The organism is Pseudomonas sp. 9.1(2019), from assembly GCF_009910445.1.
GTDB classification, from domain to species: domain Bacteria; phylum Pseudomonadota; class Gammaproteobacteria; order Pseudomonadales; family Pseudomonadaceae; genus Aquipseudomonas; species Aquipseudomonas paraversuta.
The window spans coordinates 18,064-33,978 of sequence record NZ_VBWF01000006.1 but is presented as its reverse complement, the minus strand read 5'-3'; the positions used below and the strand labels follow the sequence as shown (position 1 = coordinate 33,978).

Genomic DNA, 15,915 nt, shown 5'->3' with positions numbered 1-15,915 from the left:
TGGAATCAGGTGCTGCACCCATGGACATAAAACTTACCCATCGCCTGTCTTATAAACAGGCCAGGCTGACAGTGCTGGTCGGCTTTGTCCTGGGGACAATGCTCAGTCTGCTGCAAATCGGTATGGATTATGCCAGTGAAAACGCAGCCATCAATCGTGAAATCGAATCCCTCCTGGATATCAGCCATAACCCGGCCTCACGTATTGCCTACAACCTGGACTCAGAACTCGCACAAGAGCTAGTGATGGGCCTGATGCGCGCGCCGGCCATTACCGGGGTGCAAATCAGCGATAACGACAAAAATATGCTGGCCAATGGCCGCGAGCAGCCCGATAACGGCCGCTACCGGGCATTGAGTGATTTCCTGTTCGGCTCCATGCGCACCTTCGACGATCGTCTGTACTTCAACCACTTGCCCGAGCAAAGCGTGGGGGTGCTTCACCTTGAGGTGGATACCTACCCGTTTGGCAGTCGATTCCTGCACCGTGCCGAGCTCACACTGCTCAGTGGTTTTGCCAGAAGCCTGCTGCTGACCTTTATTCTGCTGGGACTGTTTTATGTGATGCTGACCAAGCCGCTGGTACGGGTTATTGGCGAGCTCAGCAGAAGCAAACCCGGTAATCCCAAGCCATCGCGCATCGAGTGCCCGCGCGGACATGAAGACGACGAAATCGGTGTATTGGTCAACGCTGCCAATCAGCAATTTGACGCCGTAGCCCGGGAAATCGAGCAGCGGCGCAATGCAGAAAATCGCCTGACCGAGTATTCGTCCCAGCTTGAAGACATGGTCAAGGCCCGCACCCAGGAACTTGAAGCAATCAATTCGCGCCTCAGTCAATCCAATCAAGAACTGGAGGCAGCCCGCAGCACGGCACTGAAAATGGCTCAGGCGCGGTCGGCGTTTCTGGCCAACATGAGCCACGAAATACGCACGCCCCTCAATGGCCTGCTGGGCATGCTGGAACTGTGTCTGGACAGCCCGCTGAACGCCGAGCAACTGCAGCAGCTTTCAATAGCCCACGACTCGGGCAAGGTTCTGGTCGAACTGCTGAACGACATTCTCGACCTGTCAAAATTCGACGCCGGGAAACTGGAGCTTGAACATATTGCTTTCGATCTCGGCACCCTGACCGAAGACACCGCCAACCTGCTGTCTCAGAACGCGGCGCCCAGCGTAGAGCTGACCTGCCTGATTGATCCGCACTTCCCGGCATTGGTGATGGGGGATCCAACCCGGGTGCGGCAGATTGTCAGCAACCTGCTGTCCAATGCCCTCAAGTTCACCCGGTTCGGGCGCGTTGATGTACGCCTTAGCGCGCACAACGACCAGGTACGGATCGAGGTGCGTGACACGGGCATCGGCATCGCCCACGAAGCGCAGACACGCATATTCAAACCCTTTACCCAGGCCGGGGCCGGTATTACCCGCCAGTTTGGCGGTACCGGCCTGGGCCTGGCATTGACCCGCAGCCTGTGTGAAGTCATGCACGGCCGACTGACCATCAGCTCGCAAATCGGTTTCGGCAGCCAGTTCTGTGCCGAGCTGCCTCTGCCCTGCCACACTCCCGCCATCAAGCCCATGCCCTTGTCTGGCCGGGTAATTGCCGTGAGCCCTGCGGGCAGCGGTCTGACTGAACTATTGAGCAGTTTTTTGCCTTTATGGGGCCTGGATTACCAGCGTTACTCGCTCGACGACTCACTGGCGGGCGCTAATCCGGACCTGCTGATTACGGACTGCCCAGAGTGCCTGTTCGGCCTGCGCCCCACCATCAGCACCCCGATTTTACTGGTCACCGCCTATGGCAACTTCATGCCCGGCGACCAGGTCAACGCCCTGGCTCCCCTGCAACAAAAAGCCCGGCCTTTATCACGGCACGCGCTGTATCAGACCTTGCAGCAGTTGCTGCAAAAAGAAGGCGGCAACCACCCGAGCACTCACTCCAGGAGATCCTTCGTTCTGCACCGCGCTCAAGTGCTGCTGGTTGAGGACAACCCGGTCAACCAACTGGTGGCCAAGGGTATGCTCGGCAAACTTGGCTGTGACGTGGTGATTGCGGCCCATGGTGGTGAGGCGCTGAGCCAGCTGGAGCGCAACAACTTCGATCTGGTACTGATGGACTGCAACATGCCCGTCATGGATGGTTACGAAGCCACCCGGCAAATTCGTCAGAGTGGCCGCTGGCCAGAGCTGCCAATTGTCGCCCTGACTGCCAATGCCATGCCCGAAGAGCGTGAGCGCTGCCGCGCGGCGGGGATGAACGACTACCTGGCCAAACCCTTCCGCCGCGAAGAGCTCGAAGCCCTGCTCGACACCTGGGTGCCGCTGAAAACCTGAGCAGTGCAGTAGCAGGCGCTACGCTGAACCGTGGCAAGAGTCGCGGGCGTGAGGCTGTGGCGGCTTATTGCAGCAGCGCTTCAATATCCGCCCTGAGTGCCTCGGGTTTGGTGGTCGGGGCGTAACGCTTGACGCTGCCGTCCGGGCCAATCAAGAACTTGGTGAAGTTCCACTTGATCCTTTCGGTCCCCAGCAGTCCTGGCGCCGTTTTTTTAAGCGCTGCAAACAATGGGTGCGCCTGACTGCCATTGACCTCGATCTTCTTGAACAGCGGGAAGGTCACCCCGAAGTTCAGTTCACAAAACTCGGCGATGGCGGCGGCGTCACCGGGTTCCTGCTTGCCGAACTGATTACAGGGGAAGCCGAGAATCACCAACCCTTGATCCCTGTATTGCTGCCACAAGGCTTCAAGCCCTTTGTACTGCGGGGTGAATCCGCACTTGCTGGCGGTATTGACCACCAGCACTGCCTTGCCCGGGAAGTCCGCCAGAGTCTTTTGCTCGCCACTGAGGGTGGTGCAGGGAATATTGAGCAGGTTGCCAGTCATGACGGAGTCTCTCCAGCAAAGGTCAGGCGCGAGGAACCAGGTCCAGGCATACCGAGTTGATGCAATAACGCAGTCCGGTCGGCGGCGGGCCATCCGGAAAAACATGCCCCAGGTGGGCCTCGCACTTGGAGCAGACCACTTCGGTGCGCACCATGCCGTGACTCGCATCACGGATCTCGATCATCGCGCTGTCGCCAATCGGTTGATAAAAGCTTGGCCAGCCGCAACCCGAATCGAACTTGGCGCTGGAATCGAACAGCGGCTGATTGCAGCAAACACAGTGATAGACGCCATCGGTTTTGGTGGCGTTGTATTTGCCCGAAAATGGCCGTTCGGTGCCTTTGAGACGGCACACGTTGTATTGCTCGGGGTCGAGCATGGCCTTCCATTCGTCCAGTGTTTTGTTCAACTTTTCCATGGTTCTGCCTCTGTCGCTGAAAAACCCTGCCCGGTGGCTTTTCCAGGGGTCGGGTGGCACGTATGATTGCGCCTCGTAATGCGCCAGTCTGGCACCCGCTCTATCTGCATTCAAACGGATTCTTGAAGCAATGCGGTGTTTGCAAGGCAGGATTAGCCAGGGCCGGGATTTCACACGGCCTGGATCGTTCATTTTCAGGATCACATCGCCATGCAGGTCAGCAAATCAAACAAGCTCGCCAACGTCTGCTATGACATTCGCGGCCCAGTGCTCAAGCACGCCAAACGACTGGAAGAGGAAGGCCATCGCATCCTCAAGCTGAATATCGGCAACCCGGCGCCCTTTGGTTTTGAAGCGCCGGACGAAATCCTTCAGGACGTGATCCGCAATCTGCCGACCGCGCAAGGTTATAGCGACTCCAAAGGCCTGTTCAGCGCGCGCAAGGCGGTAATGCAGTACTACCAGCAGAAACAGGTAGAAGGCGTCGGCATTGAAGACGTCTATCTGGGCAACGGCGTATCCGAGCTGATCGTGATGTCGCTGCAAGCGCTGCTCAACAACGGCGACGAAGTTCTGGTGCCGGCACCCGACTACCCGCTGTGGACCGCTGCCGTAACCCTTGCCGGCGGTCACCCGGTGCATTACCTGTGTGACGAGCAAGCCAACTGGTGGCCTGACCTGGCTGACATCAAAGCCAAGATCACCCCCAACACCAAAGCCATGGTCATCATCAACCCGAACAACCCGACGGGCGCGGTGTATTCCAAGGAAGTACTGCTGGGCATGCTGGAACTGGCCCGCCAGCACAACCTGGTGGTGTTCTCGGATGAGATTTACGACAAGATCCTGTACGACGATGCCGTGCACATTTGCACCGCTTCGCTGGCACCGGACCTGCTGTGCCTGACCTTCAACGGCTTGTCCAAGTCATACCGGGTGGCGGGCTTCCGCTCAGGCTGGATCGCCATCTCCGGCCCCAAGCACAATGCACAAAGCTACATCGAAGGCATCGACATGCTGGCCAACATGCGCCTGTGCGCCAACGTGCCCAGCCAGCATGCGATCCAGACCGCACTGGGTGGCTACCAGAGCATCAATGATCTGGTCTTGCCCAACGGCCGCTTGCTGGAGCAACGTAACCGCACCTGGGAACTGCTCAATGACATCCCCGGCGTCAGCTGCGTGAAACCTATGGGCGCGCTGTATGCATTCCCCCGCATCGATCCAAAAGTATGCCCGATCCTGAACGACGAAAAATTCGTCCTGGATCTGCTGCTCTCGGAAAAATTGCTGGTGGTTCAAGGCACCGCATTCAACTGGCCATGGCCGGACCATTTCCGCGTCGTGACCTTGCCGCGGGTCGATGAACTGGATATGGCTATTGGTAGAATCGGTAATTTCTTGAAGACCTACCGTCAGTAACCCCTTCACATGCTGTGCGATCAAGGAAATATCGCACAGCATGTGTCGAGTAAAACTTTCTTCACCTACTCTTCCCTGCTGCCCTTCTACGCAGCCTTTTTCACTTCAAAAAAATGCTTGCACCCAAGGTTTGCTGGGCTCTGATCGAATTTGTGCGCTTAAAAAAAGTCATTCCAGATCAGGAAATGACTGGTTTGTTACTAAAATCAAGCCGTAGGACACAGTTTGAAATAGTCGCCCGGTTGAATAGCCTGTGGCAGCACCTTATATACCCGCATACGGCAATACCTTTAAGTCGAGGAGATTCTTTAAACCATGATGCGCATTCTGCTGTTTTTGGCCACTAACCTGGCGGTCGTGCTGATTGCCAGCATTACCTTGAGCCTGTTCGGCTTTGACGGGTTCATGGCGGCCAACGGGGTTGATCTGAACCTCAGTCAGCTGTTGGTATTCTGTGCGGTCTTTGGTTTTGCAGGGTCCTTGTTCTCGCTCTTCATCTCCAAATGGATGGCGAAGATGAGCACCAGCACCCAGGTGATTACCCAGCCTCGTACCCGCCATGAACAATGGCTGATGCAAACCGTTGAGCAACTGTCCCGCGAAGCAGGGATCAAGATGCCTGAAGTGGGTATTTTCCCGGCATACGAGGCCAACGCCTTTGCCACTGGCTGGAATAAAAACGACGCGCTGGTCGCGGTCAGCCAGGGTTTGCTGGAACGCTTTTCACCCGATGAAGTAAAAGCCGTACTGGCCCACGAAATCGGCCACGTCGCCAATGGCGACATGGTGACCCTGGCATTGGTGCAGGGCGTGGTGAACACCTTCGTCATGTTCTTCGCCCGTATCATCGGTAACTTTGTCGACAAAGTGGTATTCAAGAACGACGAAGGCCGCGGCATTGCCTATTACGTCGCGACCATCTTCGCTGAACTGGTACTGGGCTTCCTTGCCAGCGCCATCGTCATGTGGTTCTCGCGCAAGCGTGAATTCCGCGCAGACGAAGCCGGTGCACAACTGGCAGGCACGGCGGCCATGATCAGTGCCCTGCAGCGCCTTCGCTCCGAGCAGGGACTGCCGGTACACATGCCTGACACCATGGCGGCTTTTGGCATTAACGGCGGCCTCAAGCAAGGCCTGGCGCGGATGTTCATGAGCCATCCGCCACTGGAAGAACGTATCGATGCTCTGCGTCGTCGCGGCTGACAGCACGGCAATACGAAAAAGGGCGACTTGAGTCGCCCTTTTTTGTGCCCGCCATTCAAGCGTTCTTGCGTAGCCGGTAGACCCGCTCCACCAGACGGGTAACACCGGCCTTGAGAAACTTGCCGTTCTGCTCCAGAACATCGGACTGCGCGATAACCTGCAAGTCCCAGGCAGGCACCAGCAATTGCTGAATCTCGACATCCGGCACTGAGAACGGCGGCCCTTGCATTTCTCCCTGGGGATAATCGAGGCTGATCAGCAGTCCCTCGCAGCCCCGGGGCAGGATTTGCGTCAGATGCCGGGCATAGGCCTCACGCATTTCAGCCGGCAAGGCAATGATCGCCGCACGGTCATACAACCCCGCACACTCAGCCACGTCTGCCGCACTCAAGGCAAAGAAGTCGCCACACCAGAGAGTCACCGGGCCAGCCTCGTACACCTTGAAGCCGCCTTGCTGCCTGATCTGTGGCGTGACCCCCTGCTCACTGAAAAACTGCTCCACGGCCGTTTGCGACAGCTCTACACCCAGAACCTCGAAACCACTGGCCGCCAGCCAGTTCAAATCCAGGCTTTTACCGCACAAAGGCACCAGCACCCGGGCGCCCCGGGGCAATTCAAGCCGGGGCCACAGCCGCTGCAGGTAGGAATTGACTTGCTCCTGATGGAAACCGATCTGATTACGCTGCCAGCGGTCGTGCCAAAATTCGGGCTGCATGATTCACCTTTAAATTCGATCAATAAGCACTAAAACTTATATTGGATTTAGATCAATACCAGGTTGAAGATGGTTCATCTTAACCCTGAGGACCCCTGCCATGCTGCCCAGCCTGTTTATCTCCCACGGCTCTCCCATGCTGGCACTCGAGCCTGGTGCCAGTGGCCCGGCACTCAAACGTCTGGCAGCCGGACTCCCCCGCCCCAAAGCCATTGTTCTGGTGTCTGCACACTGGGAAACCAGCGACCTGAGGGTAGCCAGCCACCCTGCGCCCGAAACATGGCATGACTTCGGTGGTTTCCCGCCTGAACTGTATGCCGTGCAATACCCGGCCCCCGGCGACCCCGCCCTGGCCGCACGCATTGTTGAACTGCTCGCCGGGCACGGCCTGCCTGCCCGGCTGGACGCCCAGCGGCCCTTTGACCATGGCGCCTGGGTGCCGCTGTCGTTGATGTACCCGCAGGCCGATATTCCCGTGGTTCAGATTTCATTGCCCGGTCAGCCCGGGCCTGGGGGCCTGACTGAAATCGGCCGCGCACTGGCAACCTTGCGCAGCGAAGGCATCCTGATCATTGGCTCGGGCAGCATCACCCACAACCTGCGCGAGCTGGACTGGCACGCGGGCCCGGAAAGCATAAAGCCCTGGGCCCAATCCTTTCGCGACTGGATGATCGAAAAACTTGCCGCCGATGACCAACCGGCCCTGCACCAGTACCGGCAACTGGCGCCTTTTGCCGCCAAAAATCATCCCAGTGACGAACATCTTCTGCCGCTGTACTTCGCCCGCGGCGCAGGCGGCTCCTTCAGCATTGCCCACCAGGGCTGGACGCTGGGCGCACTGGGGATGGATATTTACCGGTTCGGGTGAGGCCACGCACACCCGCCCATAGAGTTTTATGTCGCCCGCGCCTCAATTTGCAGGCAAAAAAAATCCCCGAACCAGTCGGGGATTTTTTTAGCGATCAATCACAGCCAGGCAGTGATTAATCTTCGCGGTAGCGACGCAGCTTGAGCTGCTTGCCGGCAACGCGGGTGTCTTTGAGCTTGGCCAGCAAGCTTTCCAGACCAACTTCCGGCAGTTCTACCAGGCTGAAGCTGTCACGCACCTGGATGCGACCGATTGCTTCACGTGCCAGACCACCCTCGTTGAGGATAGCGCCCAGCAGGTTCTTGGCAGCGATACCGTCACGCGCACCCAGCGCAGTACGGCAACGGGCACGACCTTCGGCCAATGGAACCGGAGCACGACGCTCACGATCACCACGATCCGGACGGTCGCCAGTACGCTCGGACGAACGCTCACGCGGTGCGCTGTTCGGCACCAGTGGACGGTCGCGCTCGATCGCAGCCAAAGTCAGAGCCTGACCGTTGGTAGCTTTGCGCAACAGGGCAGCGGCCAGAGCACGCGGGCTGCAACCGATATCGGCAATCAGGCGATCCAGCAGATCACCGTGGGTCGATTCAGCGTCAGCAACCAGTGGCGTCAGGCTGTTGGTCAACTTCTTGATGCGGGCATCGAGAACAGCTTGAGCATCCGGCAGGCGGACTTCAGCAACCTTTTGACCGGTTACACGCTCGATCACTTGCAGCATGCGGCGCTCACGCGGAGTTACCAGCAACAGCGCGCGACCTTCGCGACCTGCACGGCCAGTACGGCCGATACGGTGAACGTAGGACTCTGGATCGTAAGGCATGTCAACGTTGAACACGTGAGTGATACGTGGAACATCAAGACCACGAGCCGCTACGTCGGTCGCTACAACGATGTCCAGACGGCCATCCTTGAGGGATTCGATAACGCGCTCACGTTGGTTCTGAGCAATGTCACCGTTCAGCGCAGCAGCTTTATAGCCTTTGGCTTCCAGGGCACTTGCCAGATCCAGGGTCGCTTGCTTGGTACGTACGAACATGATCAGGGCGTCGAAATCTTCGACTTCCAGCAGGCTCAATACAGCCGAGGTCTTCTGGTCAGCGTGAACCAACAGGTGAGCCTGTTCGATCGCGGTAACGGTCTGAGTCTTGGTCTGGATTTTTACGTGTTGCGGATCGCGCAGATGGCGTTCGGCAATGGCACGGATCGACTGCGGCAGGGTAGCCGAGAACAATACGGTCTGACGGGTAGCAGGCAAAGCCTTGAAGATCGCTTCAAGGTCATCCATGAAGCCCAGCTTGAGCATTTCGTCAGCTTCGTCGAGAACCAGGTGGTTCACGGTTGCCAATACTTTTTCGTCACGACGCAAGTGGTCGCACAGACGGCCCGGAGTGGCGACAACAATCTGTGCGCCATTACGGATTGCTTTCAGTTGTGGACCCATAGGGGCGCCGCCGTAAACGGCCACAACGGTAACGCCAGGCATTTGCTTGGCATAAGTTTCGAAAGCGGTTGCTACTTGCAGCGCCAACTCACGGGTTGGCGCCAGGATCAGGGCTTGCGGCTCGCGCTTAGCAGGATCGATGCGATGCAGGATCGGCAGGGCGAACGCGGCGGTTTTACCCGTACCGGTTTGCGCCTGACCAATCATGTCGTGACCGGCCATAATGATCGGGATCGATTGCTGCTGAATAGCCGAAGGTTCTTCGTAGCCAGTCGCAATGACAGCTGCAAGAATGTTCGGATTAAGATTAAAAGCGGCGAAGCCGCCGGTTTCCTGGGTCATGGGTCTGCCTCTAAGTGCATCCGCAAAGACCCATGCTCCAAAGCTGCGCATGCCGTGTAAGACTCAAGAGTCGCCCTGGCTGCTTTGTCGGCGGGGATTTGCGAAAACGTTAAATGAATGGAGCGTTCAGGGTTGTCCGCGAAACGGACGAGCAGCCGAAGCGTGCTTCGGGAAATGCGACACCTAAACGTGGCCCGGCTAAAGGCCGGCGCGCACTATACCGGATTTATCAAAAAAAAGAAGTGTTTTTTTAAGACCAACTCGTCTGTATGCCTCTGCATACCGGGCTTTGGCAATATTTTCGCCTTTGTGAAATCCCCTGGCGCCTGCCCCTTCTGGGGCAAACGCTAAAACGTTTCATCGCCGGACCTCAGGTGGCCGGGCGAATCGCCTTGATCAGCGAGTCCAGCGAGTAGCCCAGACGCGGAGCCAGGGCCTGGGCCCGGGCGGTGAGCGCGTCGATATCCAGAGTCTGATCCAGATCGGACGGCACCAGCAGGATGACGTTGCCCTCCTTCACCGGCAGCTCCCAATAATGGCGGTGATACAAACCGCGCAGCAAGGCGGCCCCCAGCGGCTTGCCGTCATCGGTCGCCCATTGATTGATCACCAGCCAGCCATTGGCGGACAGTTTTTTCTGACAGTCTTCAAGAAACTTCCAGGCCAGGTGACCGGTAGCCGGCCCCAGATCGTTGTAGAGGTCGACGAAAACCAGGTCCGCAGGCTCCGCGCTGTCCAGCAGCTCCAGGGCATCTCCGATACGGATATACAGCCGCGGGTCATCGTCCAGCCCCAGGTATTCAATGGCCAGGCGCGGTACATCCGGTCGTAGCTCGATGGCTTCAACATCTTCAAGGGGCAGAAACTTGAGACAGGCCTGGGTCAGGGTACCGGCGCCAAGCCCCAGAAACAGCGCGCTTTCAGGCGCCTCATGACACAGCGCGCCGATCAGCATGGCGCGGGTGTAGTCGTATTCCAGCCAGCTGGGGTCAGCGGTAAAAACACAGCTTTGCTCGATCGCATCGCCAAACTCGAGGAAGCGGTAGTCGGCTACCTCCAGTACCCGAATCATGCCGAAGTCATCATGAACTTCAGCGAGCAGACGCTCAACGCGCTCCTCAGACATTTCCTCTCCTTGCCGCGTCCCGGCACAACCCGGGCATCGCTCTAAAAAACAACCACTCGGCGCCGAGCAGAAAGCGCCGATTGTCGGCCATTGCGGCGCAACAGGTCACGCACTAATTGCTGCTAACATGGGCCATCCCCTTCCAATACTAGAGTCTGCAATGAGCCAACCCTGGAGCCCTGACAGCTGGCGCGCCCTGCCGATCCAGCAACAACCCCGCTACCCTGACGCCGCTCACCTGCTGCGCGTGGAGCAAAGCCTGGCGAGTTATCCGCCACTGGTGTTCGCCGGCGAAGCCCGTGAACTGCGCCGCCAGTTTGCCGAGGTCACTGAAGGTCGGGCGTTCCTGTTACAGGGTGGCGATTGCGCAGAAAGCTTTGCCGAGTTTTCGGCGGCCAAGATTCGCGACACCTTCAAAGTGCTGCTGCAGATGGCCATCGTCATGACCTTCGCTGCTGGCTGCCCGGTGGTCAAGGTCGGGCGCATGGCAGGGCAATTCGCCAAACCGCGCTCGGCCAACGATGAAACGATCAATGGCGTGACCCTGCCGGCCTATCGCGGCGACATCGTCAACGGCATCGGCTTCGATGAAAAAAGCCGCGTACCCGACCCGGAGCGCCTGCTGCAGTCCTACCACCAGTCCACGGCCACCCTGAACCTGCTGCGCGCCTTTGCCCAGGGCGGGTTTGCCGATCTGCATCAGGTCCACAAGTGGAACCTGGACTTCATCGCCAACTCGGCACTGGCGGAGAAATACAGCCAGTTGGCCAACCGCATCGACGAAACCCTGGCCTTTATGCGCGCCTGCGGCATGGACAGCTCGCCGCAACTGCGCGAAACCAGCTTCTTTACGGCCCACGAAGCACTGTTGCTGAATTACGAAGAAGCCTTCGTGCGGCGCGACAGCCTGACCAACGATTACTACGACTGCTCGGCGCACATGCTGTGGATCGGCGACCGCACGCGCCAGCTCGACGGTGCCCACGTCGAGTTCCTGCGCGGGGTCAACAACCCGATCGGGGTCAAGGTCGGCCCGAGCATGAATACCGAAGAACTGCTGCGCCTGATCGACATCCTCAACCCCGATAACGACCCGGGCCGCCTCAACCTGATCGTGCGCATGGGCGCCAACAAGGTTGGCGACCACCTGCCGCAGCTGATCCGTGCGGTTGAAGGCGAAGGCAAGAAAGTGCTGTGGAGTTGCGACCCGATGCACGCCAACACCATCAAGGCCAGCAGCGGCTACAAGACACGCGACTTTGCGCAGATTCTTGGCGAAGTGAAGCAGTTCTTCCAGGTCCATGAGGCCGAAGGCAGCTATGCCGGCGGGATTCATATCGAGATGACCGGGCAAAACGTCACCGAGTGCATTGGCGGGGCCAAGCCCATCACCGAAGACGGTTTGTCGGACCGCTACCACACCCACTGCGACCCGCGCATGAACGCCGACCAGTCGCTGGAACTGGCGTTCCTGATTGCCGAGACGCTGAAACAGGTCAAACGCTGAACCGCCTGACTTGTGCACGAACTGCGGGAGCCGGCTTGCCAGCTCCCACAGGGGCTCTGCACCTGTACCGGCAAGCTTATTTGTTGAACGGGTCATCCCAAAAAGCCCGATGACTTTCGGATTCTATATCCGCCCGGCTCAGCCCCAGATCTTTAAGCGTCGCATCACTGATCCGCCGCAGACGCGCCCTTTGGCGCGACAGCTGGTACCAGCGGGCAATCACAGCCATCACCGTTTGCGCCCAGGACTTCTGACTGACTGGCCGGGCGATCCAGACAAAACCTTTTTGACCTTTCATCACTTGAGACCTCCGTAGGGATGGCTCAAGTTTCTGCCCGGGCTTAAGATCAATCCAACGAATGTTTCTTATGCGATACATCTGCGAGATTGATCAATGGCCGAATTCCCCAGTATCGATACCGACCTGTTGCGCACCTTTGCCGCCATTGCCGATCACGGCGGTTTTACTCGCGCCGCCGAAGTGGTCAATCGCACGCAGTCGGCGGTCAGCATGCAGATGAAACGGCTCGAAGACGACGTGCTCAAATGCGCGTTGTTCCAGCGCGACGGGCGCAATGTCAGCCTCACTCCCGAAGGCCATGTACTGCTCGGCTATGCACGGCGCATCCTTAAACTGCACAGCGAGGTATTCAATACCCTGCGTCAGCCGCATATGGTGGGCACGGTCAAAATCGGTTCACCCGATGATTACGTCATGCGCTTTCTGCCCGGCGTGCTGTCTCGCTTTGCCCAGGATTACCCGCTGATCAACGTCGAGGTGCATTGCGAACCCTCAGTGCAACTGCTGCAACGCAATGATCTGGACCTGACTATCGTGACCCGCGAACCCGGCACCGAAGTGGGCCAGATCCTGCGGCAGGAGCGCTTCGTATGGATGGTGGCCCAGGGCTTCTCGCCCCACGAGCAAACGCCGCTGCCACTGGCAATGTTCAATACCGACTGCTTCTGCCGGACCTGGGCCTGCAATGCGCTGGATATCATGCAGCGTGAATACCGGGTGGCCTATACCAGCGCCAGCCTGGCAGCGATCAACGCGGTGGTCAGTACCGGACTGGCGGTGACCGCCCAGTTGCAAAGCCTGCTGACCCCCGATCTGCGGATTATTGGCGAGGCCGAAAACCTGCCGCTATTGCCCTCAGCCAGCATTGTGCTGTTGCGCAAACCCAACAGCGTGACCTCGCCCATCATCGAGTGCTTTGCCGAATACATCGTCGAAGGCTTTAAGCTTTAATCGCCAGCAGCCCCGCGCACAGCAGCAAAAAGGCGCAGTACAAACCGCGCAGCATGCGTTCCGGCAGAGCGTGAGCCAGCCTGACTCCCCAGCTGATACTCAACAGCCCGCCCACAGCCATCGGCAGACCCATGATCCAGTTGACCTCGTCATGCACCGCGTAGGTCAACAGCGTAACGGCGGTACTTGGCGCTGCCAGGGCCAGCGACAAGCCCTGGGCCACCACTTGCGATGTGCCAAAGACGCTGGTCAGAACCGGCGCAGCCACCACTGCGCCGCCGACCCCAAACAAGCCCCCGGTAGTGCCCGCCACCGCACCCAGCACTCCGAACCAGGGCCAGCCACGGCCTGAGCGGGCAACCGGCTTTACAGGCAAGCGATACAGCTTGATCAGGTTGTAGAGGGTAATTGCCAGCAAGAAGGCGATAAACCCCCAGCGAATAACCCGCGCATCCACTCCAACGGCGAGCATGGCGCCCAACCAGGCGAAGCAAAAACTCATCAACACCAACGGCAACGCCTGGCGCAGATCGATTTTATTGCGCTGGTGATAGCGGTACAGCGCGAGAAACACATTGGGCACCGACATGACCAAAGCGGTGCCTTGCGCGATCTGCTGATCCAGGCCGAACCACAAGCCCAGAACCGGAATTGCGATCAGGCCGCCGCCAATTCCGAACAACCCGCCCATCGCCCCCAGAGCAATACCCAGGGCTGTATACATTGCAAAATCGGTCAGCATTATGGTCCCTCTTCAGAAGCGCCCATGCTAACCAGTCCCCTGCACGCGGCAAAGCTCTAAACCGGGGCTTTTGACCGGCCAAAAAAAACCCGGCCATGGGGCCGGGCTTTATCATCGTACGGTTGACGCCAGGTTTAAACCTTGGCGCGGCCCTTGTAGGAGCCACCGTCACGGGTGTCGATCTCGATCCAGTCGCCGATTTCAACGAAATCTGCAACGCTCAGTTCGGTACCGTTTTTCAGTTTGGCAGGCTTCATCACCTTGCCCGAAGTGTCGCCGCGAGCGGAACCTTCGGTGTAGTCAACCTGACGCACGATAGTGGTCGGCAGCTCTACGGAAACCAGACGCTCTTCGAAGAAGATCGCTTCGCAAACGTCGGTCATGCCTTCTTCGATGAACGGCAGAACGGCTTCGATGTCTTCAGCGTTCAGCTCGTACATGGTGTAGTCAGTGGTGTCCATGAACGTGTAGGTGTCGCCGCTGATGAAGGACAGGGTCGCTTCTTTGCGATCCAGGATCACGTCTTCGAGCTTGTCGTCAGCGCTGTATACGATTTCAGTCTTGTAGCCGGTCAGCAGGTTTTTCAGCTTGGTCTTCATGATTGCGCTGTTACGACCGGACTTGGTGAATTCAGCTTTCTGAACCAACCAAGGGTCGTTTTCGAGCTTGATGACTGTACCGGGTTTAAGCTCTTTACCAGTTTTCATTGCGAGTATCCGAATTTGGAATGAGATTTACAAAAATCTAGGCCGCGTATCATATCCAATTTCTATAAAACAGTACTAGCGCTTGCGCAAGATCTGCTTGCAATGACTGTTGCAGACACCATCGTTCAGCGTGCGCAGTGATCTCGGGCCAGTGTTCAAGCAGCAAATTCCAGCTTTGCGCCATGTCTGAACCGGCATTCCAGGCGTGCCACAAGCCGGTAAAGGCTTGAGCGGCGGGCGCAGAAAGATCTTTTACATACAGGTCCAGAAAGGCATTGAGCTTGACCCAGTGCGCGTCTTCTTCCTGTTCATAGATATGCCAAAGCAGCGGCCGCCCGGCCCATTGCGCGCGGACGAACGAGTCTTCACCGCGCACCGCATTGAAATCACAACTCCATAACAGGTGGTCGTAATCCTGCTGGCGTACGAACGGCAAGCTCTGGACTTTCAGTGCTCCCCGCTGCTCGACCCTGCCCGGTGCCAGCTCATTGACCTCGAGCCAGCGCAGCAAATCCCCCATGATTCGCCCCTGGGGCACCAGCAGGTGGGTCGGCACACTGCCCGCGGCCATGGCGTCCAGCCAACTGGCCAGCCCGGCATTTTCATAGGCGAACAAAGAAACCAGTCGCGCGCTACTTTCAGGAAACACCCCCAGCCCTTGCAAAAATGCCCGTCTGGCCTGGGGGTCCTGCTCAAAGGCGCGCCGGCGGGCGAGCAAATCGGCCTCACGCAACAGACCACCGGTACCTTCACCAAACCCGGGAAAAAAGAACATCCGTTTCAAGCCATCCGGGCGCAGGGAGGGTAAACCGTGACAGCCGCTGACCCAGTCTTCCGCGCTCAAATACTCCAGATTGATCCACAACGCCGGCTTTTTCCGCGCTTTCATGGCCTGCAAATAGTCTTCAGGCAGCTTGCAGGCAAAGGCCTCCAGCACCACATCGGCGACGTCCACCGACTGCCATTGCGCGGGCCACTGAAGCACCTCGACCCCCTGCTGCATCTGTTGCGCCGCCGTGGCGTCGGCCTCGGGGCACAGCGGCACGAATGCCGACAGATCATCGACCCACAGCCGCACCGACTGCTGATGTTCGGCCACCAATTGCCGGGCCAGACGCCAGGTCACCCCAATGTCGCCGTAGTTATCGACCACACTGCAAAAAATATCCCAGGAGGCTTTCATTCCGGGCTCCAACATTCAAAGGGCTGATTGTCCGCATTATTCGACGCGTACAGAAGGCTTAAGGCGGATTAATCTGCCGGGTACTCGTGCGACAATCGCC

At 58.2% G+C, this 15,915-nt stretch carries 15 protein-coding genes; 6 read left to right on the top strand and 9 right to left on the bottom strand.

Features of this window, described 5'->3' with window-relative positions; all coding sequences use genetic code 11:
* Nucleotides 1-20: 20 nt before the first annotated feature.
* Nucleotides 21-2,336 (top strand): response regulator, encoded by a 2,316-nt coding sequence (locus tag FEZ21_RS09990; protein ID WP_160626991.1) that lies wholly within the window; start codon nucleotides 21-23, stop codon nucleotides 2,334-2,336.
* Between the two features lie 64 nt (nucleotides 2,337-2,400).
* On the opposite strand, the gene FEZ21_RS09985 is transcribed toward FEZ21_RS09990, so the two are convergent.
* Together FEZ21_RS09985 and msrB are read right to left on the bottom strand one after the other, a co-directional pair.
* Nucleotides 2,401-2,883, bottom strand: a complete 483-nt coding sequence (locus tag FEZ21_RS09985; RefSeq protein ID WP_010656828.1) for a glutathione peroxidase — start codon at nucleotides 2,881-2,883, stop codon at nucleotides 2,401-2,403.
* Nucleotides 2,884-2,905: 22 nt separating this feature from the next.
* On the bottom strand, nucleotides 2,906-3,301 hold the full coding sequence (gene msrB / locus FEZ21_RS09980) for a peptide-methionine (R)-S-oxide reductase MsrB (RefSeq protein ID WP_003446577.1): 396 nt from the start codon (nucleotides 3,299-3,301) through the stop codon (nucleotides 2,906-2,908).
* A 210-nt stretch (nucleotides 3,302-3,511) separates the two neighbouring features.
* On the opposite strand from msrB, the gene FEZ21_RS09975 reads away from it, so the two are divergent.
* Together FEZ21_RS09975 and htpX are read left to right on the top strand one after the other, a co-directional pair.
* Nucleotides 3,512-4,723 carry a pyridoxal phosphate-dependent aminotransferase gene (locus FEZ21_RS09975; protein WP_003446576.1) on the top strand — a complete coding sequence of 404 codons (1,212 nt, stop codon included), beginning with the start codon at nucleotides 3,512-3,514 and terminating at the stop codon, nucleotides 4,721-4,723.
* A 315-nt stretch (nucleotides 4,724-5,038) separates the two neighbouring features.
* Complete coding sequence (gene htpX / locus FEZ21_RS09970) at nucleotides 5,039-5,926, top strand: protease HtpX (RefSeq protein WP_003446575.1); 888 nt, start codon at nucleotides 5,039-5,041, stop codon at nucleotides 5,924-5,926.
* Between the two features lie 55 nt (nucleotides 5,927-5,981).
* Here the strand turns inward: htpX and FEZ21_RS09965 are convergent, their stop codons facing one another.
* Complete coding sequence (locus tag FEZ21_RS09965) at nucleotides 5,982-6,641, bottom strand: thiopurine S-methyltransferase (RefSeq protein WP_160626989.1); 660 nt, start codon at nucleotides 6,639-6,641, stop codon at nucleotides 5,982-5,984.
* A gap of 100 nt (nucleotides 6,642-6,741) precedes the next feature.
* Here FEZ21_RS09965 and FEZ21_RS09960 point away from each other — a divergent pair, with 100 nt between their 5' ends.
* The gene (locus FEZ21_RS09960; protein ID WP_160626988.1) at nucleotides 6,742-7,509 is read left to right on the top strand and encodes a class III extradiol ring-cleavage dioxygenase; all 768 of its coding nucleotides are present in this window, start codon (nucleotides 6,742-6,744) and stop codon (nucleotides 7,507-7,509) included.
* 115 nt (nucleotides 7,510-7,624) lie between these two features.
* Here FEZ21_RS09960 and FEZ21_RS09955 read toward each other — a convergent pair whose 3' ends face one another.
* Nucleotides 7,625-9,298, bottom strand: a complete 1,674-nt coding sequence (locus FEZ21_RS09955; protein ID WP_003446572.1) for a DEAD/DEAH box helicase — start codon at nucleotides 9,296-9,298, stop codon at nucleotides 7,625-7,627.
* Nucleotides 9,299-9,668: 370 nt separating this feature from the next.
* Nucleotides 9,669-10,424, bottom strand: a complete 756-nt coding sequence (locus FEZ21_RS09950; RefSeq protein WP_127195833.1) for a spermidine synthase — start codon at nucleotides 10,422-10,424, stop codon at nucleotides 9,669-9,671.
* Between the two features lie 160 nt (nucleotides 10,425-10,584).
* Here FEZ21_RS09950 and FEZ21_RS09945 point away from each other — a divergent pair, with 160 nt between their 5' ends.
* Nucleotides 10,585-11,931, top strand: coding sequence for a class II 3-deoxy-7-phosphoheptulonate synthase (locus FEZ21_RS09945; protein ID WP_003446569.1), 1,347 nt, complete (start codon nucleotides 10,585-10,587; stop codon nucleotides 11,929-11,931).
* A 76-nt stretch (nucleotides 11,932-12,007) separates the two neighbouring features.
* Here FEZ21_RS09945 and FEZ21_RS09940 read toward each other — a convergent pair whose 3' ends face one another.
* Nucleotides 12,008-12,229: a DUF1127 domain-containing protein gene (locus FEZ21_RS09940; protein ID WP_160626986.1), complete on the bottom strand. Its 222-nt coding sequence runs from the start codon at nucleotides 12,227-12,229 to the stop codon at nucleotides 12,008-12,010.
* A gap of 96 nt (nucleotides 12,230-12,325) precedes the next feature.
* Between FEZ21_RS09940 and FEZ21_RS09935 the strand changes: the two genes are divergently transcribed.
* Entirely contained in the window at nucleotides 12,326-13,183 is an 858-nt protein-coding gene (locus FEZ21_RS09935; protein WP_003446564.1) for a LysR family transcriptional regulator, read from the top strand.
* On the opposite strand, the gene FEZ21_RS09930 is transcribed toward FEZ21_RS09935, so the two are convergent.
* The 3 genes from FEZ21_RS09930 to earP form a co-directional block, all read right to left on the bottom strand.
* Nucleotides 13,173-13,925, bottom strand: coding sequence for a sulfite exporter TauE/SafE family protein (locus FEZ21_RS09930; RefSeq protein WP_003446559.1), 753 nt, complete (start codon nucleotides 13,923-13,925; stop codon nucleotides 13,173-13,175). The two genes, FEZ21_RS09935 and FEZ21_RS09930, sit on opposite strands and share 11 nt — an antisense overlap.
* Before the next feature lie 134 nt (nucleotides 13,926-14,059).
* The gene (locus FEZ21_RS09925; RefSeq protein ID WP_003446557.1) at nucleotides 14,060-14,632 is read right to left on the bottom strand and encodes an elongation factor P; all 573 of its coding nucleotides are present in this window, start codon (nucleotides 14,630-14,632) and stop codon (nucleotides 14,060-14,062) included.
* Nucleotides 14,633-14,681: 49 nt separating this feature from the next.
* Nucleotides 14,682-15,815: an elongation factor P maturation arginine rhamnosyltransferase EarP gene (gene earP / locus FEZ21_RS09920; protein ID WP_160626984.1), complete on the bottom strand. Its 1,134-nt coding sequence runs from the start codon at nucleotides 15,813-15,815 to the stop codon at nucleotides 14,682-14,684.
* Nucleotides 15,816-15,915 lie beyond the last annotated feature (100 nt).

Coding starts and splice junctions, on each gene's coding strand:
- FEZ21_RS09940 (WP_160626986.1), bottom strand. CDS start 12,229: ATGAAAGGTCAAAAAGGTTTTGTCTGGATCGCCCGGCCAGTCAGTCAG.
- earP (WP_160626984.1), bottom strand. CDS start 15,815: ATGAAAGCCTCCTGGGATATTTTTTGCAGTGTGGTCGATAACTACGGC.
- FEZ21_RS09965 (WP_160626989.1), bottom strand. CDS start 6,641: ATGCAGCCCGAATTTTGGCACGACCGCTGGCAGCGTAATCAGATCGGT.
- FEZ21_RS09935 (WP_003446564.1), top strand. CDS start 12,326: ATGGCCGAATTCCCCAGTATCGATACCGACCTGTTGCGCACCTTTGCC.
- FEZ21_RS09985 (WP_010656828.1), bottom strand. CDS start 2,883: ATGACTGGCAACCTGCTCAATATTCCCTGCACCACCCTCAGTGGCGAG.
- FEZ21_RS09945 (WP_003446569.1), top strand. CDS start 10,585: ATGAGCCAACCCTGGAGCCCTGACAGCTGGCGCGCCCTGCCGATCCAG.
- FEZ21_RS09960 (WP_160626988.1), top strand. CDS start 6,742: ATGCTGCCCAGCCTGTTTATCTCCCACGGCTCTCCCATGCTGGCACTC.
- msrB (WP_003446577.1), bottom strand. CDS start 3,301: ATGGAAAAGTTGAACAAAACACTGGACGAATGGAAGGCCATGCTCGAC.
- FEZ21_RS09925 (WP_003446557.1), bottom strand. CDS start 14,632: ATGAAAACTGGTAAAGAGCTTAAACCCGGTACAGTCATCAAGCTCGAA.
- FEZ21_RS09950 (WP_127195833.1), bottom strand. CDS start 10,424: ATGTCTGAGGAGCGCGTTGAGCGTCTGCTCGCTGAAGTTCATGATGAC.
- FEZ21_RS09930 (WP_003446559.1), bottom strand. CDS start 13,925: ATGCTGACCGATTTTGCAATGTATACAGCCCTGGGTATTGCTCTGGGG.
- FEZ21_RS09990 (WP_160626991.1), top strand. CDS start 21: ATGGACATAAAACTTACCCATCGCCTGTCTTATAAACAGGCCAGGCTG.
- FEZ21_RS09975 (WP_003446576.1), top strand. CDS start 3,512: ATGCAGGTCAGCAAATCAAACAAGCTCGCCAACGTCTGCTATGACATT.
- htpX (WP_003446575.1), top strand. CDS start 5,039: ATGATGCGCATTCTGCTGTTTTTGGCCACTAACCTGGCGGTCGTGCTG.
- FEZ21_RS09955 (WP_003446572.1), bottom strand. CDS start 9,298: ATGACCCAGGAAACCGGCGGCTTCGCCGCTTTTAATCTTAATCCGAAC.